Origin of the sequence: Paenirhizobium naphthalenivorans (assembly GCF_007992095.1) — a bacterium.
Lineage (GTDB): Bacteria > Pseudomonadota > Alphaproteobacteria > Rhizobiales > Rhizobiaceae > Allorhizobium > Allorhizobium naphthalenivorans.
Map to the genome: position 1 here is coordinate 101,057 of NZ_BJZP01000002.1, position 21,300 is coordinate 122,356.

A 21,300-nucleotide genomic window follows, 5' to 3' on the forward strand; every position below is an offset into this window, starting at 1 on the left:
TGAACCTGGATGATGGCTGCGCAATGGATACGAGAAGCGAGACGACTGTGAGGGATGGCAGGCGCACGGGCGTTGGCTTCGCCGTAACGCATCGGCTGGTGCTCTCGATCGCAATCCCGATGACCATCGGCTTCGTGACAACGCCGCTGCTCGGCCTGACCGACACGGCGGTGGTCGGCCGCACCGGATCGGCGGAGGCGCTCGCCGGGCTCGCCATCGGCGCCGTGCTGTTCGATCTGCTGTTCGGCAGCCTCAACTTTCTGCGTGCCTCGACAACGGCGCTTGTCGCCCAAGCCTTCGGGCGCGGCGACCAGTGTGAACAGCAGGCGGTGTTCTGGCGCTCCTTCCTGCTGGCCATCGCCTTCGGCCTCGTCATCGTTCTCGCCTCGCCGCTTCTCCTGTCGGCTGGCCTCGCGCTTTTGGGACCGGAAGGCCGAGTGGCGGAAGCGACCGTCACCTATTTTTCGATCCGCATTCTCGCCGGGCCTTTTTCACTGATCAACTTTACCCTGCTTGGCTTCGTGCTCGGGCGCGGACGCGGCACGACCGGGCTCTTCCTCCAGGCGCTGCTCAACGGCACCAATATCGCGCTGTCGGTCTATCTCGGACTGATGCTTGGCTGGGGGATTGCCGGCGTCGCCTGGGGCACGGTGATCGGCGAAGGCGTCGCGGTTGTGGTCGGCCTTGCGATCGTGGTCCTTGGTTTCGACCGCGAAAAGGCGCCTCGGATCGCGGCGATATTCGCGCGATCCCGGCTGATCGCCCTGATCGCCATCAATCGCGACCTGCTGATCCGCACCTTCGTCTTGCTCGGGGCCTTCACCCTTCTGACCCGGATCGGCAACGGCTTTGGCCCGGTGGCGCTCGCCGCCAACGCCGTGCTGATGAATTTTTTCATGGTGGCGAGCTTCTATCTCGATGGCATGGCCAATGCCGCCGAACAGATCGCCGGCCGCGCCATCGGCGCCGGCGACCGACAGGCTTTCGACCGGGCGGTGAAATTGACAGCCCTGTGGTCGTTCGGCCTGGCGCTCGTCACCGCCGTGCTGTTCCTTGTCTTCGGACATGCGGCGATCGCCGTCCTGACGACAGCCAAGGAGGTCCGGACCCTTGCCGGCGAATACCTTCCCTGGGCGGCGCTGACGGCAGTCACCGGGGCGCTCGCTTTCCAGATGGATGGCATCTTCATCGGCGCCACCTGGTCGCGCGAGATGCGCAACATGATGCTCGCAGCCTTCGGCGGCTATCTGGTGGCGCTGGCGGCACTCGTCCCGCCGTTGGGCAATCACGGCCTGTGGCTGGCGCTCAACCTGTTTCTCGCCTTGCGCGGTCTGCTACTGGTGTCGCTCTTGCGGGGCAAGCGCGATCAGACCTTTGCCGCCAGCCAATAATCAAGACGGCTGTCCCGGAGCTCGCGGATCGACGCGACCTTCTCTCGATCGAGCAGGCTCGACAGACCCCGAACGATGCGACCCGGCAGGCTTGGGCCTTCATAGACCATGCAGGAATAGAGCTGCACGAGATCGGCGCCGGCACGGATCTTTTCGAGCGCCGTTTCAGCTGACGAGATACCGCCGACGCCGATAATCGGCATGGTGGGGCCGACCCGCTTGCGCATACGCGCCAGCACCGCTGTCGACTTGTCGAACAGCGGTCGGCCGGACAAGCCGCCAGCCTCTCCGGCAAGGCGAGCATCAGACAGGCCGCCTCGGGACAGAGTGGTGTTGGAGACGATCAGTCCGTCAAGGTTGTGAGCGAGCGCTTCTGCGGCGATATCGTCCATGCCTTCCTCAGTAAGATCCGGCGCGATCTTCAAAAAGACCGGACGGCGTACACCGGTCGCCGCGGCAATTTCATCGCGCGCGGCAAGGACCGCCGACAGCAGCGTCGACAGGCTCTCGCGTGCCTGCAGGTCGCGCAGGCCCGGCGTATTGGGCGAGGATATGTTGGCGGTGAAGTAGGAGGCGACCCCGGCGAAGCGGCGGATGCCCTCGACATAGTCGGCGATCCGGTCGGCGCTGTCCTTGTTGGCGCCGATGTTGACGCCGACGAGCCCCTCCGGCCGGCGCGCGAGAAGACGGGCAAGGGCTGCGGCATGACCTTCATTGTTGAAGCCGAGGCGATTGATCACCGCCATGTCCTTTTCCAGCCGGAAGATGCGCGGCTTGGGGTTGCCCGCCTGCGGCTTCGGCGTCAGCGTGCCGACCTCGGCGAAGCCGAAGCCGAGGCGCAGAAGCGCATCAGGGACTTCCGCATTCTTGTCATAGCCGGCTGCCGTGCCGAGCGGATTGGGGAAGGCCAGTCCCGCCACCATGACCGCGAGACGTGGATCGACTTTCAGCCGGCAGGCCGGCACAAGGCCGGATTTCAGTGCGGCGATCGATATGCCATGGGCGGTTTCGGCGTCGAACAGAAAAAGCCCGCGACGGGCAATCGTCTTGAAGGCATCGATCATCGTTCCATCTCCGGAAAGATATGCAGGCCGTCGGCGCCGAGCGGCAGGGGTTTTTCCCAGACAACGGCATCGAGCGGCAGATTGGCATAGAGGTGCGGGAAGAGATCGCCGCCGCGCGACGGTTCGAAGCGCAATGCCTCGCCCAATGCCGCCGCCTCGACGGCGACCAGCAGCAGATTATCGATACCGGCGAAATGCCGCCCGGCCGTCTCGATCGCCTGGCCCGCGGTGGAGAAATGGATATAGCCGTCCTGAAGATCGATCGTCGCCCCGCGAAATACACCCTCACGGCGCGCCTCCTGCCATAATTCGCGCGGCACAATCTTGTATATGATCCGATCCAAGGCCTCGTCCTTCCGTCAGCAATACCGTCGTGCTGGCGGTTTGCCGCAAACCGGGCGGCTTGTCCACGGTTGATGCAGGGACGGCGCATATCGGCTCTGGGCGGGGATCAGGCCGCGACGAATTCGAGGAGAGTGCAATGCGACCGATGACGACCACCGTTTGCTTCATTGTTATGGCAGGATTTGCCGCGCCCCTTGCCGACCCCCTCGCCGCGCGGGCGCAGGATGCCGACCTTGCGCGCTTCACCCTTGAAAAGACCGAAAATGGCTTCGTGCGGCTCGACCGCAAGACGGGCGCGCTTACGCTTTGCCGGGAAAAGGACGGAACGCTCACCTGCCGGATGGCCGCTGACGAGCGCGCGGCCTACGAAGAGGAACTCGACCGACTGGAAAAGCGCGTCGATGCGCTCGAGCACGCGATGGCCACCGGCCAGCCGCTGTTGAAGCCGGAGCCTCTGCCCAGTGATGAGGAAGTCGAGCGTTCGATCGGCATAATGGAACGCTTCATGCGCAGCTTCTTCGGACTGGTCGAGGAATTCAAACAGAAGGACGAAGGCACCTCGCCCGACAAAACATAGACTATTGTAGATATTCGCCGTAGTCGCTAAATAGATAAGAAACCGCGGATGCGGCACAAAAAGGCATCGCTCTTGGGAGGGGGCTTCGACATGACGCTATCAACCTTCATCATTGCAGACGACCATCCACTCTTTCGCGGAGCCTTGCGTCAAGCCGTCAGCGGCATCGACGGAGAGAAAGCAATCATTGAGGCGGGCGATTTCGAAGCCGCGCGCAAGGCGGCGAGTGCCCATAACGACGCCGATCTGATGCTGCTCGACCTCTCCATGCCGGGCGTTTCCGGTTTCTCAGGTCTGATGGCACTGCGAGCCGAATTCGCCAGCCTGCCGATCGTCATCATCTCCGCCAGTGACGACCCCACGACCATCCGTCGCGCGCTTGAACTGGGCGCCTCGGGCTTCATCTCCAAGTCGTCCGGCATCGACGACATTCGCGCCGCCATCCAGTCGGTGCTTGAGGGCGACATATGGACGCCGAAATTCTACCAGGGGGGCCAGGAACAGGATCCAGACGTCGCCGACCTGCTCAACCGTCTGAGGACGCTCACCCCGCAACAGAGCCGCGTGCTCGGCATGCTGGGCGAAGGCCTGCTCAACAAGCAGATCGCCTATGAGCTCGGCGTATCGGAAGCGACGATCAAGGCACATGTCTCGGCGATCCTACTGAAGCTCAAGGTCGATAGCCGCACCCAGGCGGTGATTCAGCTCGGCAAGATCAATATGGCCATGGTCGCCTGACATCCGCCGGCTGGAAAAAGACACCCGGAACAAGGATTTTATTCCTTTTCACCTTTACGGATCGGACCAGATTCGCTAATGTTCCGCCATATTGCCGGGGCAAGGCATCAATTGCCGTCGTCGCCGGCCCTGGAGCATGAGCGACGATGCTTTCGCATGACAAGATCTGGGCCGCGATCGACAGGCTCGCTGAGCGTCACCAGCTCACCCCGTCAGGTCTGGCGCGGCGAGCGGGGCTCGACCCGACATCGTTCAACAAGTCGAAGCGGACCGGGCCTGACGGACGCATGCGCTGGCCTTCGACGGAATCCATTTCCAAGGTGCTCGAGGCAACTGGCACCGGCATCGACCAATTCATGGATCTGATCGAGCCCGGCGCCGGCTATGCCGGATCGAATGGTGCGTTTCAGCAGCAGAGCGGATCGATCCCATTGCTTGGCTTCGCCCAGGCGGGTGCGGGGGGCTTCTTCGATGACGGCGGCTTTCCCGCCGGTCAAGGCTGGGACGTGGTCGAGTTTCCGGCCTCACCGGCCCAGAAGTCGGGTGTCTATGCCCTGGAGGTGCAGGGCGACAGCATGAAGCCGCTCTATCGCGACGGCGACATATTGCTTGTCGAGCCCGGCGCCCAGGTAAGGCGCGGTGATCGGGTGGTGGTCAAGACGCGCGAGGGTGAGGTCATGGCCAAGGTCCTGGCCCGCCAATCGGCCAAGTCGATCGAACTGATTTCTCTCAATCCGGAGCATCCGAACCGCAGCTTCGACATGGCAGATGTCGAGTGGATCGCGCGGATCATCTGGGCCAGCCAGTAGGAAAATCGGCCTATGCGCCCTTTGGGAACCCTCGTCACCGGACTGGCCGGCCTTGCGCTCTGGGCCGCATTGCTCAGCGTTGCCGGCCGCAATATCGGCACGCGCGAGAGCGACACGTTCGAGATCGATGATATGTCGACGGAATGGGCCGAACCCGCTGACATAACCGATGCCACACCGGCCCTCGAACCGGCACCCGCCGCGATACCGTCCGAGGCATTGAAACCGCTCGACCTGTCGGGCGACGGCGATGGTACCGAAACCGGTGTACCGGCGGAAGCTGCTGCCGGCACCACCACAGCAACGCAGGGCAGCAATCGCGGCGTCCGCGCGGTCAATCCGGAGCTCTTCGCATCACCGTTGACGGAAGCGCTGGGTCCGCTAGAGCGGGTCGCGCCGCTCGAGACCAAGACCCCGGCGCCGCAGCGGGTGAAACTCGTTCTACTGCCTCGGCCGGAATCCGTCGAGGCCGGGCTGATCGCCTTCGGTTTACGCAATCTCAAGCTCGCCGACATTACCAGCACCGACCGCATGCGGGTTTGCCCGACGGCAAGCGGCGGCAACTGGCCGTGCGGCATGGTGGCGCGTACCCAACAGCGGATGTTCCTACGCAACCGGACGATCGCTTGCGATGCCGATAAAGCCGACTGGGAGGGGACGATAGAAGCCCATTGCCAAGTCGGTGAAATCGACATCGCGACGTGGCTCGCCGAGAACGGGTGGGTCGAAACGCCGCCCGGCTCGCCGCTCGGCTCATTGAGCGAAAGGGCGCGCAGCGAGCGCCGCGGCATTTTCGGCGATGACCAAAGGTAGCCCAGCCCGGCTTGAAAGCGTGGCTGACACCCCATAGAATTCAGAAAATCAACGAGGAATATCCGACAGATGACTACGCCCGTAACGCCGCACGACGCCCTTGTCTTCGTCATGGTCATGGCTTCCGCCGTCGACAATTCGATGAACGAAAAGGAATTGCGCCGCATCGGCCAACTGACCGACGCCCTGCCGATCTTTGACGACTTCGATAAGGACCGCCTGATCGAAATTTCACAGCGCTGCGCCGATATTCTGGCCGGACCGGAAGGTCTCGACATCGCGCTCGAGGTCATTCGCGATGCCCTGCCGGCGCGCGCCTACGACACGGCCTATGCGATGGCGGTCGAAGTGATGGCAGTCGACCTGGCCGTCAAGCCCGAGGAAATCCGGCTGTTGCAACTGTTGCGCGACCGACTGAACCTCGACAAGCTGACCTGCGCAGCAATCGAGCGTAGCGCCATCGCCCGCTATCGTCCAATCTGAATGGGAAATCTCTTGCGCCGGCCTTCGCCGGCGCAAGGACTAACGGAACAGGTCGTAGGGAAAATAGCTCAGGTAGATCTCCTGCAATTGGCCATTCCGCGACAAAGCAGCCAAGGCGCTGTCGAAAGCGGCGACCAATGTCGAGTCGTCCTGCCGCACCATGATCGTCAGCCCCTCGCCAAGGAAGCGCTCGGAAACATAGGCCTCACCGAACAACGCGCAACAGCCGCCCGACGCCTCGCCGGCCGTCCAGAAGGACAAGCGCAGGGAATCAGTAAATACCGCATCGATCTTCTTTGCCTTCAAATCGGCCAGCATCGCGTCGCGGTCTGCAAAGCCGACCGGCTGTATGTCCGGAAAGAAAGCTTTCAACATCGCCTCATGGGCAGTGCCGCTGACCACGCCGACGGGGCGGCCGAACAGCGCATCGGCATTCTGCCCGCCAAGGACCGCCTCCTTGTTGCGCGCGAAGCGCGCGGGCAACAACATATAGGGCCGGCTGAACAAGAACCGATCGCGTAGCTCTTCGGTCACAGCAACACCCGCCAGCACCGCATCACCCTGGCCACTATCAAGGGCGGCCTCGAGCTCGGTATAGGGCAAAGCCTGGATCTGGCACTTTGCCTCTATTCTGAGCTCGGCGCAGATGGCCCTTGCCAACTCGACGTGGAAACCGGCCAGCCGACCCGTTTGATCGGCGAAGTTGAAGGGGGGGAAATCCGTCGTCGTCAGAAAGCGCAACCGCAGCAGGCTGGTCAGGTCGGGCCGCGGCAGACGCTCCCGGGCGTCGAACAGCACTGGCAAATCGCCGGCCTGAGACGAGCGCGGATAGAATGCGCCGGCAAGAAAAGCACAAGCTGACACAACTAAAACGCGCAGCCCCTTCAAATACAGGGATGAAACTCGCTTGCGTATCATTATGATCCATTTCCGGGGACAGCTGGGACGTCATCATCCGATGACGGTGTAACAGAGTCATGCAAATCGGGGAATATGGTGCTCGCACGCAAGCGAGTACCGGGGAAGCCAGTGCTGCATCATATGGAGAACCTGTCCCCGGGAAACCCGACGAGGACGGTGCCCGCGTTGATGCGTTGCGCGCTGAAGCGCTCGTGTTGAAATCACTCGGGTTCTCAAAGCCGCTGATCGCCCACATGGCAAAACGAGCCGCGGCCTCCGGCACGACGCTCGAGGCGGAGTTGCTGGCGAGCGGCCAGGTCGAGGAGGACGCCTATTACGGCGCCTTGGCGCGATTGGCGGGCCTTGCCTTTCTCAAGGAAATTCCGGAGGGCTCGGTGGTTGACGGTCCGGGGCTGGACAGCCAGCTGACCCGCCCCTGCTCCCTCAGACTCCACGACAGGAACCAGCCACCGCTTACCGTTATCGCACCAGAGGCGAGACGCATTGATCAGCTGCTCTCAAGCCTCGATCGCCATGAGTGTCTGCGCCAGTCGATCGCCATCGCCTCACCGACGACTATTCGGCAGGCAGCCTGGCGAGCGGGAGCGGAGCGACGGGTGCGCGCGACGGTCCGCCATCTTGTCGAGGAGCGTCCCGATCATTCGGCCCACAGAGTACTCACAGCACACCAGGGTTTCTGGGCCGGGAGCGCTGCGACCGGCTCAGTCGCGCTAATCGCAGTAGCTCCGACGCTCACAGCACTGTGGCTCCATGTGGCGCTTTCCCTGCTCTATCTCGCCGCGCTCGCTTTGCGCCTAGTCGCGCTGACCTATGGGAGACGCGCCCGACAGGCGAATTCGCCAGATCCACTGGCCATGATCGCGACGGAAGACGCTCTGCCAGTCTACACAGTGATGGTCGCGCTCTATCGCGAGGCGGAGGTCGTACCGCAGTTGCTTGCCTCACTCGAACGGCTCGACTGGCCGCGCACGCGGCTTGATGTCAAGCTGGTCTGCGAGGCCGACGATGTCGAGACACTGGCTTCGATCCGGGCGCTCACGCCGCAGCGGCACATCGAGATCATCGAGGTTCCGCCAATGATGCCGCGAACCAAACCAAAGGCTCTCAGCTACGCGCTTGCGGGTGCGCGCGGCGATTATCTCACGATCTTCGACGCCGAGGACAGACCTCACCCAGGCCAGTTGAGGGAGGCTTACGGTGCCTTTTGCTCCGCGCCCGCCGACCTCGCCTGCCTGCAGGCGCCGCTGATCATCGCCAACATGCATCAATCCTGGACCAGCGCGCTGTTCGCGCTCGAATATGCCGCCCTCTTCCGCCGCATGCTGCCAGTGCTCGCCCGTTTCCGCATGCCGCTACCGCTCGGCGGCACGTCAAACCATTTCCGTATGGGCCCACTGAAGGAGGTCGGCGGCTGGGACCCCCACAATGTGACGGAGGGTGCCGATCTTGGCATGCGCCTCTACCGAATGGGTTATCGTTCGGCGACGATCCGGCGCCAGACGCTGGAGGACGCGCCTACGACGACCCGCGTCTGGTTGGGGCAGCGGACGCGCTGGTTCAAGGGCTGGCTCCAGACATGGCTGGTAATCATGCGCGATCCGGCCCGGACGATCGACGAAATGGGACTGGTGGCCTTTGCAACTTTCCAATTGCTGATTGGCGGCATGCTGGTCTCGGCACTCAGCCATCCTCTCATTCTGGTCTTCCTCGTATCCTCATGTGTGGCGATGCTGCAAAAGCCAGCCGAGGCGATCGGGGCCCTGGAGACCCTGCTCTTCGCGGTCGACATCACCAATATCCTGGGTAGCTACGCCGCCTTCGTCGCGCTCGGCTTGACGAGTGTCACCACCTATGAGCGAGAGCGGATCGGTCGACGCTGGATGGGCGTTCCGCTCTACTGGATGATGACCTCGTATGCTGCCTGGAAAGCGGTCAGCGAACTCCGTTACAGCCCTTTCTTCTGGAACAAGACACCGCATCAGCCGCGCCAAGCCGGTGACGCGACAAAGATGGAGACGCCGCAGGCATGTGAGCTATGCGCCTCCGGCACGGCCCCACCTTGACCCCGGTCGGGAGAAGGGGCACTGCTTTCACAACAGGCAACGGACTACGCGTTCAATTGCCAAGGTGATGCAGCACCAGAACATTGAGGAGACGCACATTGGTTCGGAAAGAGGAGCCGGACGGGACAGCCAACTGGCTGAGGCTCCCCGGCGCGATCTGGGCGATCGGCTTCGTTTCGTTGTTCATGGATATTTCCTCCGAAATGATCCACGCTATCCTGCCCCTCTACCTCGTGACAGTGCTCGGCACGTCGACACTCACAGTCGGCATCATTGAAGGTATCGCCGAAGCGACCGCAGCGATCACCAAGGTCTTTTCAGGCGCGCTAAGCGACTGGCTGGGAAAACGCAAACTCCTTGCGGCGCTCGGCTACGGGCTTGCCGCCCTCACCAAGCCGATATTCCCGCTGGCACCGGGCGTCACCTGGTTGATCACCGCCCGCTTCATCGATCGGATCGGCAAGGGCATACGCGGCGCACCACGCGACGCATTGGTCGCCGACATCTCACCGCCGGATCTGCGCGGCGCGAGCTTCGGACTTCGGCAATCGCTCGATACCCTCGGCGCACTGCTCGGCCCGCTGCTTGCCATCGTTTTCATGTGGGCCTTCAGCAACGATTTCACCCTCGTTTTCTGGATCGCCGTCATCCCCGCCTTCGTCTCGGTCGGACTGATCATGTTCGCAGTGAAGGAGCCCAAGCGCGACGCACCGGTCCGCAAGGTGCGCATGCCGCTCAGCCGGAGTGAGCTTCGTCGGCTGAGTACCGACTACTGGTGGGTGGTCGCTGTCGCCTCCGCATTTACGCTGGCGCGGTTCAGCGAGGCCTTCCTTGTGCTCAAAGGACAGGACATCGGTCTGCCGACCGCGCTTGTACCTGCGGTGATGGTGGTGATGAATGTCGCCTATTTTCTCTCCGCCTACCCGGTGGGCGCACTCTCGGACAGGATGAGCCGGACAAAACTGCTCGTCATCGGCCTCGTCCTGCTGCTGGCGGCCGATCTCGTGCTCGCCTTTTCCTCCGGGACGCTTGGCCTGGCGCTTGGTGCCTCGTTCTGGGGCCTACACATGGGCTTCACCCAGGGACTGCTGTCGACGCTCATCGCCGACACCGCGCCAGCGGAACTGCGCGGCACGGCGTTTGGCATGTTCAATCTGATCACTGGCATGGCGCTGCTCGCGGCGAGCATCATCGCCGGACTGCTGTGGGATGCGACCGGACCTTCCGGCACATTTCTCGGAGGCGCGGGCTTTACGGTGATCACCCTCTTCGGCCTCCTCCTACTCGAAGCCAGACGACGGCGAAGCGCATCCGCGAAATGAGCGGCCTGCTTTTCTAATATCCATGGAGGCTGGAGCGGGTGAAGGGAATCGAACCCTCGTATTCAGCTTGGGAAGCTGCTGCTCTACCATTGAGCTACACCCGCGCGCGGCCCGCACAATTCCAACAGATGAGACGCCATGTCAAGGCTGAAAGCCCGCCGGCAGCAAGGAAGATGTTAACCTCCACTTCGCACAATGCCGGGATATTTCCCGCCATTGTCTCCCGGTCTCTCACCATGCATCCTCTGCGCCAGCTTATTGAATCGCAACGTTTCGAAACCGCCATCACCTTATTGATCCTCGCCAATGCCGTCACCCTCGGCCTCGAGACCTCTCCGGTGATCATGCAGCATTTCGGCCTGACACTTCACATCGCGGATCAGGCCCTACTCGGCGTATTCGTTCTCGAACTGCTGGCAAAGCTCTATATCTACCGCCGGGATTTCTTCCGCGAGCCATGGCGCGCTTTCGATCTGGTGGTAATCGCCATCTCTGTAGTGCCGAGCACCGAGAGCATTTCAATCCTGCGCGCCTTACGCGTGATCCGGCTATTCAGGCTGATCTCGGCAGTTCCATCGATGCGGCGGGTCGTCGGCGGATTGTTCTCCGCGCTGCCCGGCATGGGATCGATATTCCTGCTCTTGAGCCTGGTCTTCTACGTTTCCTCGGTTGCAGCGACCAAGCTATTCGCCGCCGATTTTCCCGAGCTGTTCGGGACGATCGCCGCCTCGGCTTTCACTCTGTTCCAGGTCATGACGCTCGAAGGCTGGACTGGGGAAGTGGTACGGCCGATCATGGCAATCCACCCGCTCGCCTGGGTGTTCTTTATCCCCTTCATCATTGCTACGTCATTCACTGTGCTCAACCTATTCATCGGAATCATCGTCTCGTCGATGCAGTTCGAGCATGAAATTCCGACGCAGGTCGGACAGGACGAGATCATCGAGGAACAGCGGAAGGTCCTGGCCGAGTTGCGGGAACTCCGGCGAGAACTCGCGGCCATCCGCCGCGAGCGCGGCTCAGCCGAGCCGGAAATGCTTTGACAGCTTGAGGCCCTGCGCCTGGTAATTGGAGCCGAGGCCGGAGCCGTAAAGGCCTTGCGGGCGCTCTTGCATGTGTTCGTAGACCAGACGGCCGATGACCTGGCCATGTTCAAGGATGAAGGGCACCTCGTGGCTGCGCACTTCAAGCACGGCGCGGCTTCCCGCGCCACCTGCCGCGGCATGGCCAAAACCCGGGTCGAAGAAGCCGGCATAATGCACGCGAAACTCGCCGACCAGCGGATCATAGGGTGTCATTTCCGCCGCATAGAGCGGAGGAACATGCACGGCCTCGTTGGAGACGAGAATGTAGAATTCATCCGGGTCGAGGATCAGTTCGTTTCGGCCACGACTGTAGATCGGTTCCCAGAAATCGAGCACGTCGTGGGCGGCTTTCTTGTCGACGTCGATGACCGAGGTGTGGTGCTTGCCACGGTAACCGATCAGGCCATCCTCACCGGTCCCCTTGAGATCGATCGACAGGGCGATGCCGCCGCCCGACACATTAGGGTCCTCGCTGGCGACCAGCGTTTCGGCGGCGTGCAGGTCGAGGAGTTCGCGTTCGCCGAGCAGCGCCTGGCCGACACGGAAACGGATCTGCGACAGGCGCGAACCACGTCGCACGATGACCGGGAAGGTGCGCGGGGATATTTCCAAATAAAGCGGCCCCTTGTAGCCAGCCGGGATTTTGTCGAACTCCTGCGCGTGGTCGACCATGACGCGAGTGAAAATGTCGAGGCGGCCGGTCGAACTCTTCGGGTTGGCCGAGGCCGACATCTCTGTTGGCAGGTCGAGACTCTCCATCAGCGGCACGATGTAGACACAGCCGGTTTCGAGCACAGCACCATTCTCCAGGTCGATCTCGTGCAGTGTCAGCCGTTCGAGCTTCTCCGCCACCGTATGGGCGCGGCCAGGCATGAAGCTCGCGCGCACGCGCAGCGCCTTGGCGCCCAAGCGAAGATCAAGGCTTGCCGGCTGGATCTGGTCATGATCGAGCATCATCTCGCTCATCAGCCGCCCGTCGCCGAAAAGCGTTCCGATGGCTCTGTCGGAGAGAATGCCGGTGGTCCTGATCATGTCGTTTCTTCCTATTTGGGTCCGACAAAACCAAAGTCGAGGAATTGACGCAAGGGCCCGACAAGCGTAAGGGAGGCTTATCCCGTGGTGATTTGGCCGGTCGGCTTGCAGCCACGTTAAACAAATGGCTAAAAAGACCGGGTGCTAGAAACCGGTCCGATATCGCGACCGGTTTTTTTGTGTTCAAAAGGCTGAGTGGCATGAGCAAGAACTGGCGCCCCGCAACCCAACTGGTCCATGGCGGAACCCTCCGTTCACCCTACGGCGAAACGTCCGAGGCAATCTATCTCACACAGGGCTTCGTCTATGAGAGCTCCGAGGCCGCCGAGGCTCGTTTCAAAGGCGAGACCGAGGGCTATATCTATGCTCGCTATGGCAGCCCGACCAACGACATGTTCGAGAAGCGCATGTGCCTGCTCGAGGGCGCGGAAGACGCCCGCGCCGTGGCCTCAGGCATGGCAGCGGTTGCCGCCGCCGTGCTCTGTCAGGTGAAGGCCGGCGACCATATCGTCGCTGCCCGCGCGCTGTTCGGGTCGTGCCGCTACGTGGTCGAAACGCTTGCTCCGCGCTATGGCGTAGAGTGCACGCTGGTCGATGGTCGCGATCTCAAGAACTGGGAAGCGGCAATCCGGCCGAACACCAAGGTGATGTTCCTCGAAAGCCCGACCAATCCGACGCTGGAGGTGGTCGATATCGCCGGCGTCGCCAAGCTTGCCGATCAAGCCGGCGCCACGCTGATCGTCGACAATGTCTTTGCCACCCCCCTCTTCCAGAAGCCGCTCGAACTCGGCGCCCATGTGGTCGTCTATTCGGCCACCAAGCACATCGACGGACAGGGCCGTTGCCTCGGTGGCGTCGTGCTCTCGTCGAAGGAGTGGATCGCCGAGAACCTGCAGGACTATTTCCGCCATACCGGCCCGGCCATGTCACCCTTCAACGCATGGACGCTGTTGAAGGGGATCGAGACGCTGCCGCTGCGCGTCAAGCAGCAGACGGCGAATGCCGCGGCGATCGCCGACTTCCTGGCCGAACAGCAGCAGGTCGCCAAGGTGATCTATCCGGGCCGTGCCGACCATCCGCAGGCCGACATCGTCGCCAAGCAGATGACCGGCGGGTCGACGCTGGTCGCCTTCGAGATGAAGGGCGGCAAAGACGCGGCCTTCAAGCTGCAGAACGCGCTGGAGATCGTCAAGATTTCCAACAATCTCGGCGACGCCAAGAGCCTGATCACCCATCCGGCCACCACGACGCACAAGAACCTGACCGACGAGGCACGCGCCGAACTCGGCATGTCCGGGGGCACGGTGCGCCTTTCCTGCGGCATCGAGGACACCCAGGACCTGCTGGAAGACTTCGCTCGCGCCATCGCAAACGTCGGCGCCTGACCCTTTCCAGGAGTATCAAGGACCAAGAAGTCCGGGCATGCCGTGTACATGCCCGGACTGGGCCTTAACCTCAACGGTTAGCTTTAACAGCAAAATGTGCATATGACCGGGCGCTTTGGCGGGCGGGCGCGCTTGTATTTTTTCCTCATCGCGCCATGCTGCAGCCGATAATTAGCGAAGCTTCAAAAAAGGTCCCGTGCATGTACCGCGCCGTGACACGCGGCATCGAAGTCGGTGTCGAACCCTATTACCTGGAAGAGCAATCCGATCCGGAAGACAGCCGCTATGTCTGGGGCTATCGCATTGTGATCGCCAACCATTCCTCTGTAGCGGTGCGGCTCATGCAGCGTTACTGGCATATCACCGACCAGAACGGCCAAGTGGACGAGGTAACCGGACCGGGAGTCGTCGGCGAGCAGCCCCACCTCAGACCTGGTGACACCTACGAGTACTCCTCAGGCTGCCCGCTCGACACGCCGTCCGGGCTGATGTTCGGCCACTATCAGATGGAAACCGATGACGGCGAGACATTCGACGTCTCCATCCCCGCCTTTTCCCTCGACGCTCCGGGAATGCTCAGGATCCTGAACTGAAAGCGGCAAAATCACTGATCCTGCCGCCTCGCCCGCCCCTTTGCCATGATCAGCCGGCGGTGATTTCCGTTGCTTCGAAGCGGTAGCTTGCCGAACAGAACTCGCAGGTGACTGTGATCGCACCCTCTGTCTGGCTTTCCTCCAGCTCTTCCTGTGAAAAGCCCTGGAGGACACCCTTGATCTTGTCGCGCGAGCAGCTGCACCGATCATAGACCGCGTGCGGGTCGTAGACGCGGACGCCGCGTTCGTGGAACAGCCGGAACAGCAGACGCTCCGCGCCGATTTGAGGGTCTGTCAGCTCATCAGCATCAACGGTATCAACAAGCATGCGCGCTTCCGCCCAAGCGTCGTCTTCCGAATGTGGATGCTCACCGCTGTCACCGTCACCACCATGTAGGTCGGAATGGCGAATGCGTTCCGGAGCCTCGGGCAAGAACTGGGCAATCAACCCACCGGCACGCCAGCTGCGGCGCGGGCGCCCCTCTTCGTCGCGATCGAAGAACTCGGCGGCGCCGAGGCGGACACGCGTCGGGATCTGCTCGGACTGGCGAAAATAAACGCCGGCGATATCCTCCAGCGAGGCACCGTCAAGCGGTACGATGCCCTGATAAGGCTGCATAAAATTGCCTTGGTCAATCGTGAGCGCCAATACGCCCGCGCCGAGCAGCTGCTCGGGCGACGTGCGGCCGGCAGCGACGGCCTCGGCCAATCGCTCCTCGTCGAAGCGGGCATAGGCGCGAACATTCTCCGGAGAGGCGAAATCGGCGACCAACAAATCAACCGGACCGTCGCTCTTTGTCTGGACCGTGAACTTGCCCTCGAATTTCAGCGAGGTGCCGATTAGCACCGTCAGCACGATGGCCTCAGCCAACAGCCGGGCGACCGGCTCGGGATAGTCGTGACGAGAAAGAATGGAATTCAGCAGGGGACCTATCTGCACAGCGCGACCGCGCACGTCGAGCCCTTCTACCTGGAAGGGCACAACCCGATCATCGCCGGCGAAACCAAATTCGCCCAGCTCGGCAGGTTTGTTCGTCATAATTGTACTCCTGGCGCCTCAGCGCTTGAACGTAGCGAGGCGCGACGCCTCTTTGTCACAGGCACAAATGGGAACCGGGCGACAAAAGATCAAGCGAGCCAGAGACCTGCCTCGCCGCTCGTTCCACGCCCCATTCCGACATTCGTCAGATCGATCAGATCGCGCCCAAGCACCAGGCCAGGATCGATTTCTGCGCATGAAGCCGGTTCTCGGCCTCATCGAACACGACCGACTGGGGACCGTCGATCACCTCATCGGTGACCTCCTCGCCTCGATGGGCGGGCAGACAATGCATGAACAGCGCGTTCGGCTCAGCCAGTTTCATCAGTGCGGCATTGACCTGGAAAGGCTGGAAGACATTGTGGCCGCGCGCCTTGTGCTCCTGGTTCATCGAAATCCAGGTATCTGTCACCACCGCATCGGCACCGGCCACAGCCCGCTCCGCCTCGTGGCAAAGCATGACGTCGCCGCCGTTGTTGCGGGCCCAATTGAGAAACTGCGCATCCGGCTCAGAGCCTAGCGGAACGGCCATGTTCATGCGGTAGCCGAAGCGGGCGGAGCCCTCGACCAGCGAATGCAGGACGTTGTTGCCGTCGCCGGTCCAAGCCACCGTCTTTCCCTCGATCGGGCCGCGATGCTCCTCGAAGGTCATCACGTCGGCCATGATCTGGCAGGGATGGGTGCTGTCGGTCAGCGCGTTGATGACCGGAACGGTAGCGTGTTCGGCCAATTCCAAGAGCCGCGTGTGATCGGTTGTGCGGATCATGATCGCATCGACATAGCGCGACAGGACCTTGGCCGTATCGCCGATGGTCTCGGCGCGGCCGAGTTGCATTTCAGTGCCGGACAAAAACAGTGTTTCGCCGCCGAGTTGGCGCATGCCGACGTCGAAGGAGACACGTGTGCGGGTCGAGGGCTTCTCGAAGATCATCGCCAGCATCTTGCCGGCCAGCGGTTTGTCGGCGTGACCGGCCTTGGTCGCCTGCTTGCGCGTCTTGGCGTCTTCCAACATCAGGCGGAGGTCGGGCGCCGTAACAGCGGAGAGATCGAGAAAATGCTTCGGGGATGCCATTTCTTGCTTACCTGCCTTAGTTCGATGATGCAGCCGCGAGCTTGCCACGCAGGTGCTCGGCCGCCTGTTCGATACGCTTCAACCCTTCCCGCGCTTCATCGACGGTAACGATAAGCGGCGGCAAGAGACGGATGACATTGTCGCCGGCTGGAACGCCGAGGACATGCTCCTCGCGCATCGCCATCAACAGGTCGACGTTGGGCACCTTGGCCTTGATGCCAAGCATCAGGCCTTCGCCGCGGATCTCCTCGATGATGTCAGGATAGCGGTCCGCGAGCGAGGCCAGCCCCTGACGGAAGATCAGCGCGACGTCACGTGCGTGCTCAAGGAAGCCATCAGCCAGAACAACGTCGAGAACCGCATTGCCGACCGCCATGGCAAGCGGATTGCCGCCATAGGTCGAACCGTGCGTGCCGGCCTTCATGCCGCTGGCCGCCTCCTCGGTGGCAAGGCATGCACCAAGCGGGAAACCACCGCCGATACCCTTTGCAACCGCCATGATGTCTGGCGTGATACCCGCCCATTCGTGAGCGAACAGCTTGCCAGTGCGGCCGACGCCGCATTGGACTTCGTCGAGGACGAGCAACAGGCCGTTGTCATCGCAGATCTTGCGCAACTCCCGCAGAAACTCGTTGGAGGCGACCCTCAATCCGCCCTCGCCCTGAACCGGTTCGATCAGGATCGCCGCCGTCTCCTCGGTGATCGCTGCCTTCACGGCCTCCAGATCACCGAAAGGCACTTGGTCGAAGCCCGGCGCTTTCGGACCGAAGCCCTCCAGATATTTTTCCTGACCACCTGCGGCGATGGTAGCGATCGTCCGCCCATGGAAAGCGCCCTCGAACGTGATGATATGGAAGCGCTCTGGGTGGCCCTTGGCAAACTGATAGCGACGCGCCGTCTTGATCGCGCATTCCAGCGCTTCGGCTCCCGAATTGGTGAAGAAGACACGATCGGCGAAGGTCGCCTCGGTCAAACGGTTGGAGAGAGTTTCCTGGCCCGGTACGTCATAGAGATTGGAAAGGTGCCAGACTTTGCCGGCTTGCGTCGTCAACGCCTCGATCAGATGTGGATGAGAATGACCAAGCGCATTGACCGCGACACCGGCGGCGAAATCGAGATAGCGCTCGCCACCCTCGGTGATCAGCCACACGCCCTCGCCTCGCTCGAACCGCAAGGGCGCGCGCATATAGGTCTGATAGAGGTGCGAGGCTTCTGCCATGACGAAAACACTCCTTCTGGAGAGCTTGGAGGGACAACGAACGTTCAGGGTTTCCGCCTTCTCGGCGGCCTGAAAAATCAAAAATGCCGCCTTTCGGCGGCGGTGGCACTATCGACATTTCGCTCCAGCCTGTCAACGAAACAGCGCAGAACGCTTGCATTTTCAGCCATCCCGGTAACACCGCGACGTTTTTCCGCACCCCACGCCGAAAACGCGGAAAGGTAGCAAGTTGGGGAAAACCTCGAAATCGATTCGTGATGATTCGCCCGACTCTTGTCACGGAGTCAGCCCGGCACTAGGTTAACACTCAATAAAGAAACTGCATGCGGCGGAAATAGTCACCGACAGTATCGAGGCGGATTTGTTTCGGATCTTTCCGAAGCAACGGTGAGCGATTCTGCCATCACATATCGCGAGCGGCGGAGAGATAACGGCATGAACTGGACTGATGAGCGCGTCGAAAAACTGAAACGGCTTTGGTCGGAAGGATTGAGCGCGAGCCAGATCGCGGCCCAACTGGGCGGCGTCAGCCGCAATGCCGTGATCGGCAAGGTTCACCGATTGAACCTGCCGGGCCGCGCCAAGGCGGGCGGCAACACGACGGCGACGCGAGCGGCCAAGCGCCCGGCGGCAGCGCCGCCGCGGACAGCGAGCTTTGCTCCGCGCGCCGCGACCCGGACGGTTGTCCGCGCCGTGGGAGCCAACATGCTCAAGGAAGAGGTTGAGATCGACGGCCTCGAGGAGATCGAAGTCGCTCCGAACGGTCGTTTCATCCTGCCGATTTCTCGCAAGCTCGCCCTGACCGAACTAACCGAACGGACCTGCAAATGGCCAATCGGCGATCCGATGAAAGACGACTTCCACTTCTGCGGTTGCGAATCCGCTGAGACATCGCCCTATTGCAGCTATCATGCCAAGCTGGCCTACCAGCCGGTCGGCGAACGCCGCAAGGCGGCCAACTCCGCGCCGCGCTGAGAGCTTCTTGGTAGGCATCTGCCGCAACTAAAAAACGGGCCATACGGCCCGTTTTTTAGTTGACCACGAGGAGCGCGCGCCGTCAGGCCTCCATAGAGTAGCCGGCACCGCGGACCGTGCGGATGACATCCTGCAGGCTGGAGAAATTGAGGGCCTTGCGCAGCCGGCCGACATGCACATCGACGGTGCGCTCATCCACATAGATGTCATGCCCCCAGACGCCGTCCAGCAATTGCGAGCGCGAGAACACCCGACCGGGCGAGGACATAAGGAACTCCAGCAGTCGGAATTCGGTCGGCCCAAGACGCACTTCGCGGCTCTTGCGGTGGACACGATGGGTCTCCCGGTCGAGCTCTATATCGCCGCACCGCAATACGCTGGACAACACTTCCGGGCGGGCACGCCGCAGCATGGCCTTGACGCGCGCCATCAGCTCCGGCGTCGAGAAGGGCTTGACGACGTAGTCGTCCGCCCCGGTCGCAAGACCGCGGACACGCTCGCTTTCCTCCCCGCGCGCCGTCAGCATGATGATCGGCAGGCGCTCGGTTTCGGGGCGCATGCGCAACCGACGGCAAAGCTCGATTCCGGAAACGCCCGGCAGCATCCAGTCAAGGATAAGGAGGTCCGGCACGCGCTCCTGCAAGCGAAGCTCGGCCTCGTCGCCACGCAGGATGGTTTCAACCTCGTAGCCCTCGGCCTCGAGGTTGTAGCGCAGCAGGACGCTCAGGGCTTCCTCGTCCTCGACGACAGCTATCTTTGGCAGCATCAGTGTCGATAACCTTTCGAATGCGGTCGTGTTATTCGGTGACGGCGCCGACGGAGGAGGTCAAGTCATCCTTCGGTCGTTCGCCTTCGGGCTGGGCGCCCGTGGCCATGTAGTAGATTGTTTCGGCGATGTTGGTCGCATGGTCGCCAATGCGCTCAATGTTCTTGGCGCAGAACAGCAGATGCGTGCAGCTCGTAATGTTGCGCGGATCCTCCATCATGTAGGTCAGGAGTTCGCGGAACAGCGAGGTGTACATCGCGTCGATCTCCTCGTCGCGATCACGGATCGACTTGGCCTTTTCCGCCGAGCGGGTGGTGTAGACATCAAGAACTTCCTTGAGCTGAATGAGAGCCAGCTCGCTCAAGTGTTCAAGCCCGCGAGCGAGCTTGCGTGGCACACCCGTCGCCTGGATGGCCATGACGCGCTTGGCATTGCTCTTGCCCAGATCGCCGACACGCTCCAGATCGTTGGCGATGCGCAATGCACCGATGATCTCGCGCAGGTCGGCGGCGACCGGCTGGCGACGCGCAATGGTAATGATCGCCTTGTCGCCGATCTCGCGTTCCGCGGCATCCATGACGACATCATCGGAGATGACCTTTTGGGCCAGAGCAGCGTCGGAATTGACCAGAGCGCGGACGCTATCGCCGACCATCTGTTCGGCAAGGCCACCCATCTCGGTGATGCGACGCATCAGATATTTCAGTTCTTCGTCATAGGCCGTGTAGATATGCGATGGCGACATGTTGGTTGTCCTTGAAATTGATATCCGCCCTGAAGGATAGGCCAGCTTAGCCGAAACGGCCCATGATGTAGTCTTGGGTGCGCTGGTCATCCGGATTAGTGAACATCTTGTCCGTGTCGTTTTCCTCGACCAGCAGACCAAGATGGAACATCGCGGTGCGCTGCGACACACGCGCCGCCTGCTGCATCGAGTGGGTCACGATCACGATGGTAAAATTGGCGCGTAACTCGTGGATCAACTCTTCGACCTTGGCGGTCGCGATCGGGTCGAGTGCAGAGCACGGCTCGTCCATCAGGATCACTTCAGGGCTGACGGCGACGGCGCGTGCAATGCACAGACGCTGCTGCTGGCCGCCGGAGAGACCGGTGCCCGATTCCTGCAGACGATCCTTGACCTCATTCCACAGGCCGGCCTTTTGAAGGCTCGTCTCCACGACCTGGTCCAGATCGGCCTTGGATCTGGCAAGACCGTGAATGCGCGGTCCGTAGGCGATGTTTTCGTAGATCGACTTCGGGAACGGGTTGGGTTTCTGGAACACCATGCCAACACGGGCGCGCAGTTCCACAACATCGATGTCCGGATCGTAGATGTCCATCTCATCGAGCGTGATCTTGCCAGTAACCCTACAGCTGTCGATGGTATCGTTCATGCGATTGAGGCAACGCAGAAAGGTCGACTTGCCACAGCCCGACGGACCGATCAGGGCCGTCACGGTATGTTCCCGGACATTGAGGTTCACGTCAAAAAGCGCACGCTTCTCACCGTAGTAGACCGACACATCCTTGCCGATCATCTTGTACTTCATCTCAGTCATCTTCTGATCCAGCGCCTTTTCAACTGCTGTTTCCGACATCATGTTCATG

The 21,300-nt window shown here is 61.7% G+C and carries 23 protein-coding genes, 1 tRNA gene and 1 riboswitch; of the genes, 12 read left to right on the top strand and 12 right to left on the bottom strand.

Annotated elements, in window-relative coordinates; all coding sequences use genetic code 11:
* The first annotated feature begins 23 nt into the window (after positions 1–23).
* A complete protein-coding gene (locus tag RNA01_RS02345) occupies positions 24–1,391 on the top strand; it encodes an MATE family efflux transporter (protein WP_147178353.1) in 1,368 nt (455 codons plus the stop codon).
* Here the strand turns inward: RNA01_RS02345 and RNA01_RS02350 are convergent.
* Positions 1,367–2,455, bottom strand: a complete 1,089-nt coding sequence (locus tag RNA01_RS02350) for a quinone-dependent dihydroorotate dehydrogenase (RefSeq protein WP_147178354.1) — start codon at positions 2,453–2,455, stop codon at positions 1,367–1,369. The genes RNA01_RS02345 and RNA01_RS02350 overlap by 25 nt on opposite strands.
* Positions 2,452–2,799: a DUF952 domain-containing protein gene (locus tag RNA01_RS02355; protein WP_147178355.1), complete on the bottom strand. Its 348-nt coding sequence runs from the start codon at positions 2,797–2,799 to the stop codon at positions 2,452–2,454. The genes RNA01_RS02350 and RNA01_RS02355 overlap by 4 nt, the downstream gene beginning before the upstream one ends.
* 146 nt (positions 2,800–2,945) lie before the next feature.
* On the opposite strand from RNA01_RS02355, the gene RNA01_RS02360 reads away from it, so the two are divergent.
* The 5 genes from RNA01_RS02360 (at position 2,946) to RNA01_RS02380 (ending at position 6,220) form a co-directional block, all read left to right on the top strand.
* Positions 2,946–3,377, top strand: a complete 432-nt coding sequence (locus tag RNA01_RS02360; protein ID WP_235916389.1) for a hypothetical protein — start codon at positions 2,946–2,948, stop codon at positions 3,375–3,377.
* A gap of 90 nt (positions 3,378–3,467) precedes the next feature.
* Positions 3,468–4,115: a response regulator transcription factor gene (locus tag RNA01_RS02365; RefSeq protein ID WP_147178356.1), complete on the top strand. Its 648-nt coding sequence runs from the start codon at positions 3,468–3,470 to the stop codon at positions 4,113–4,115.
* A 146-nt stretch (positions 4,116–4,261) separates the two neighbouring features.
* Positions 4,262–4,924 (top strand): S24 family peptidase, encoded by a 663-nt coding sequence (locus RNA01_RS02370; RefSeq protein ID WP_147178357.1) that lies wholly within the window; start codon positions 4,262–4,264, stop codon positions 4,922–4,924.
* A 12-nt stretch (positions 4,925–4,936) separates the two neighbouring features.
* A complete protein-coding gene (locus RNA01_RS02375) occupies positions 4,937–5,737 on the top strand; it encodes a thermonuclease family protein (protein ID WP_147178358.1) in 801 nt (266 codons plus the stop codon).
* Positions 5,738–5,806: 69 nt separating this feature from the next.
* Positions 5,807–6,220 carry a tellurite resistance TerB family protein gene (locus tag RNA01_RS02380; protein ID WP_147178359.1) on the top strand — a complete coding sequence of 138 codons (414 nt, stop codon included), beginning with the start codon at positions 5,807–5,809 and terminating at the stop codon, positions 6,218–6,220.
* 39 nt (positions 6,221–6,259) lie between these two features.
* Here RNA01_RS02380 and RNA01_RS02385 read toward each other — a convergent pair whose 3' ends face one another.
* A complete protein-coding gene (locus RNA01_RS02385; RefSeq protein WP_147178360.1) occupies positions 6,260–7,138 on the bottom strand; it encodes a transporter substrate-binding domain-containing protein in 879 nt (292 codons plus the stop codon).
* Positions 7,139–7,374: 236 nt separating this feature from the next.
* Between RNA01_RS02385 and RNA01_RS02390 the strand changes: the two genes are divergently transcribed.
* Positions 7,375–9,204: a glycosyltransferase family 2 protein gene (locus RNA01_RS02390; RefSeq protein ID WP_235916375.1), complete on the top strand. Its 1,830-nt coding sequence runs from the start codon at positions 7,375–7,377 to the stop codon at positions 9,202–9,204.
* 52 nt (positions 9,205–9,256) lie between these two features.
* On the opposite strand, the gene RNA01_RS24315 is transcribed toward RNA01_RS02390, so the two are convergent.
* Positions 9,257–9,391 (bottom strand): hypothetical protein, encoded by a 135-nt coding sequence (locus RNA01_RS24315; RefSeq protein ID WP_268906684.1) that lies wholly within the window; start codon positions 9,389–9,391, stop codon positions 9,257–9,259.
* On the opposite strand from RNA01_RS24315, the gene RNA01_RS02395 reads away from it, so the two are divergent.
* Positions 9,342–10,526, top strand: coding sequence for an MFS transporter (locus RNA01_RS02395; protein WP_235916391.1), 1,185 nt, complete (start codon positions 9,342–9,344; stop codon positions 10,524–10,526). The two genes, RNA01_RS24315 and RNA01_RS02395, sit on opposite strands and share 50 nt — an antisense overlap.
* A gap of 30 nt (positions 10,527–10,556) precedes the next feature.
* Here RNA01_RS02395 and RNA01_RS02400 read toward each other — a convergent pair.
* Positions 10,557–10,630, bottom strand: a tRNA-Gly gene (locus tag RNA01_RS02400).
* Between the two features lie 69 nt (positions 10,631–10,699).
* Here RNA01_RS02400 and RNA01_RS02405 point away from each other — a divergent pair.
* Positions 10,700–11,569 carry an ion transporter gene (locus RNA01_RS02405; protein ID WP_284728005.1) on the top strand — a complete coding sequence of 290 codons (870 nt, stop codon included), beginning with the start codon at positions 10,700–10,702 and terminating at the stop codon, positions 11,567–11,569.
* Here RNA01_RS02405 and RNA01_RS02410 read toward each other — a convergent pair.
* Positions 11,546–12,643: a 2'-deoxycytidine 5'-triphosphate deaminase gene (locus tag RNA01_RS02410; protein WP_147178362.1), complete on the bottom strand. Its 1,098-nt coding sequence runs from the start codon at positions 12,641–12,643 to the stop codon at positions 11,546–11,548. The two genes, RNA01_RS02405 and RNA01_RS02410, sit on opposite strands and share 24 nt — an antisense overlap.
* A gap of 74 nt (positions 12,644–12,717) precedes the next feature.
* A riboswitch (SAM riboswitch) is annotated at positions 12,718–12,796 on the top strand.
* Between the two features lie 47 nt (positions 12,797–12,843).
* On the opposite strand from RNA01_RS02410, the gene RNA01_RS02415 reads away from it, so the two are divergent.
* A complete protein-coding gene (locus tag RNA01_RS02415) occupies positions 12,844–14,028 on the top strand; it encodes an O-succinylhomoserine sulfhydrylase (RefSeq protein ID WP_147178363.1) in 1,185 nt (394 codons plus the stop codon).
* Between the two features lie 200 nt (positions 14,029–14,228).
* On the top strand, positions 14,229–14,621 hold the full coding sequence (gene apaG / locus RNA01_RS02420) for a Co2+/Mg2+ efflux facilitator ApaG/CorD (RefSeq protein WP_147178364.1): 393 nt from the start codon (positions 14,229–14,231) through the stop codon (positions 14,619–14,621).
* 49 nt (positions 14,622–14,670) lie between these two features.
* On the opposite strand, the gene RNA01_RS02425 is transcribed toward apaG, so the two are convergent.
* From RNA01_RS02425 to RNA01_RS02435, 3 genes are all read right to left on the bottom strand, one after another.
* Positions 14,671–15,660, bottom strand: a complete 990-nt coding sequence (locus tag RNA01_RS02425) for an Hsp33 family molecular chaperone (protein ID WP_147178365.1) — start codon at positions 15,658–15,660, stop codon at positions 14,671–14,673.
* 154 nt (positions 15,661–15,814) lie between these two features.
* Positions 15,815–16,732 carry an ornithine carbamoyltransferase gene (argF, locus tag RNA01_RS02430; protein ID WP_147178366.1) on the bottom strand — a complete coding sequence of 306 codons (918 nt, stop codon included), beginning with the start codon at positions 16,730–16,732 and terminating at the stop codon, positions 15,815–15,817.
* Between the two features lie 16 nt (positions 16,733–16,748).
* Positions 16,749–17,951: an aspartate aminotransferase family protein gene (locus RNA01_RS02435; RefSeq protein WP_147178367.1), complete on the bottom strand. Its 1,203-nt coding sequence runs from the start codon at positions 17,949–17,951 to the stop codon at positions 16,749–16,751.
* 435 nt (positions 17,952–18,386) lie between these two features.
* On the opposite strand from RNA01_RS02435, the gene RNA01_RS02445 reads away from it, so the two are divergent.
* Positions 18,387–18,926, top strand: a complete 540-nt coding sequence (locus tag RNA01_RS02445; RefSeq protein WP_147178368.1) for a GcrA family cell cycle regulator — start codon at positions 18,387–18,389, stop codon at positions 18,924–18,926.
* An 82-nt stretch (positions 18,927–19,008) separates the two neighbouring features.
* Here RNA01_RS02445 and phoB read toward each other — a convergent pair whose 3' ends face one another.
* The 3 genes from phoB to pstB are packed head-to-tail and all read right to left on the bottom strand — an operon-like array spanning position 19,009 to position 21,299.
* On the bottom strand, positions 19,009–19,692 hold the full coding sequence (phoB, locus tag RNA01_RS02450; protein WP_147178369.1) for a phosphate regulon transcriptional regulator PhoB: 684 nt from the start codon (positions 19,690–19,692) through the stop codon (positions 19,009–19,011).
* A 31-nt stretch (positions 19,693–19,723) separates the two neighbouring features.
* Positions 19,724–20,437, bottom strand: coding sequence for a phosphate signaling complex protein PhoU (phoU, locus tag RNA01_RS02455; RefSeq protein ID WP_147178370.1), 714 nt, complete (start codon positions 20,435–20,437; stop codon positions 19,724–19,726).
* Positions 20,438–20,483: 46 nt separating this feature from the next.
* A complete protein-coding gene (gene pstB / locus RNA01_RS02460) occupies positions 20,484–21,299 on the bottom strand; it encodes a phosphate ABC transporter ATP-binding protein PstB (protein ID WP_147178371.1) in 816 nt (271 codons plus the stop codon).
* Between the last annotated feature and the right edge of the window lies 1 nt (position 21,300).

Bases quoted from the DNA above. Each gene is read 5' to 3' on its own strand.
- RNA01_RS02345 (WP_147178353.1), top strand. From the start codon at position 24: ATGGATACGAGAAGCGAGACGACTGTGAGGGATGGCAGGCGCACGGGC.
- RNA01_RS02350 (WP_147178354.1), bottom strand. From the start codon at position 2,455: ATGATCGATGCCTTCAAGACGATTGCCCGTCGCGGGCTTTTTCTGTTC.
- RNA01_RS02360 (WP_235916389.1), top strand. From the start codon at position 2,946: ATGACGACCACCGTTTGCTTCATTGTTATGGCAGGATTTGCCGCGCCC.
- RNA01_RS02365 (WP_147178356.1), top strand. From the start codon at position 3,468: ATGACGCTATCAACCTTCATCATTGCAGACGACCATCCACTCTTTCGC.
- RNA01_RS02370 (WP_147178357.1), top strand. From the start codon at position 4,262: ATGCTTTCGCATGACAAGATCTGGGCCGCGATCGACAGGCTCGCTGAG.
- RNA01_RS02375 (WP_147178358.1), top strand. From the start codon at position 4,937: ATGCGCCCTTTGGGAACCCTCGTCACCGGACTGGCCGGCCTTGCGCTC.
- RNA01_RS02380 (WP_147178359.1), top strand. From the start codon at position 5,807: ATGACTACGCCCGTAACGCCGCACGACGCCCTTGTCTTCGTCATGGTC.
- RNA01_RS02385 (WP_147178360.1), bottom strand. From the start codon at position 7,138: ATGATACGCAAGCGAGTTTCATCCCTGTATTTGAAGGGGCTGCGCGTT.
- RNA01_RS02390 (WP_235916375.1), top strand. From the start codon at position 7,375: ATGGCAAAACGAGCCGCGGCCTCCGGCACGACGCTCGAGGCGGAGTTG.
- RNA01_RS24315 (WP_268906684.1), bottom strand. From the start codon at position 9,391: ATGAACAACGAAACGAAGCCGATCGCCCAGATCGCGCCGGGGAGCCTC.
- RNA01_RS02405 (WP_284728005.1), top strand. From the start codon at position 10,700: ATGTTAACCTCCACTTCGCACAATGCCGGGATATTTCCCGCCATTGTC.
- RNA01_RS02410 (WP_147178362.1), bottom strand. From the start codon at position 12,643: ATGATCAGGACCACCGGCATTCTCTCCGACAGAGCCATCGGAACGCTT.
- RNA01_RS02415 (WP_147178363.1), top strand. From the start codon at position 12,844: ATGAGCAAGAACTGGCGCCCCGCAACCCAACTGGTCCATGGCGGAACC.
- apaG (WP_147178364.1), top strand. From the start codon at position 14,229: ATGTACCGCGCCGTGACACGCGGCATCGAAGTCGGTGTCGAACCCTAT.
- RNA01_RS02425 (WP_147178365.1), bottom strand. From the start codon at position 15,660: ATGACGAACAAACCTGCCGAGCTGGGCGAATTTGGTTTCGCCGGCGAT.
- argF (WP_147178366.1), bottom strand. From the start codon at position 16,732: ATGGCATCCCCGAAGCATTTTCTCGATCTCTCCGCTGTTACGGCGCCC.
- RNA01_RS02435 (WP_147178367.1), bottom strand. From the start codon at position 17,951: ATGGCAGAAGCCTCGCACCTCTATCAGACCTATATGCGCGCGCCCTTG.
- RNA01_RS02445 (WP_147178368.1), top strand. From the start codon at position 18,387: ATGAACTGGACTGATGAGCGCGTCGAAAAACTGAAACGGCTTTGGTCG.
- phoB (WP_147178369.1), bottom strand. From the start codon at position 19,692: ATGCTGCCAAAGATAGCTGTCGTCGAGGACGAGGAAGCCCTGAGCGTC.
- phoU (WP_147178370.1), bottom strand. From the start codon at position 20,437: ATGTCGCCATCGCATATCTACACGGCCTATGACGAAGAACTGAAATAT.
- pstB (WP_147178371.1), bottom strand. From the start codon at position 21,299: ATGAACATGATGTCGGAAACAGCAGTTGAAAAGGCGCTGGATCAGAAG.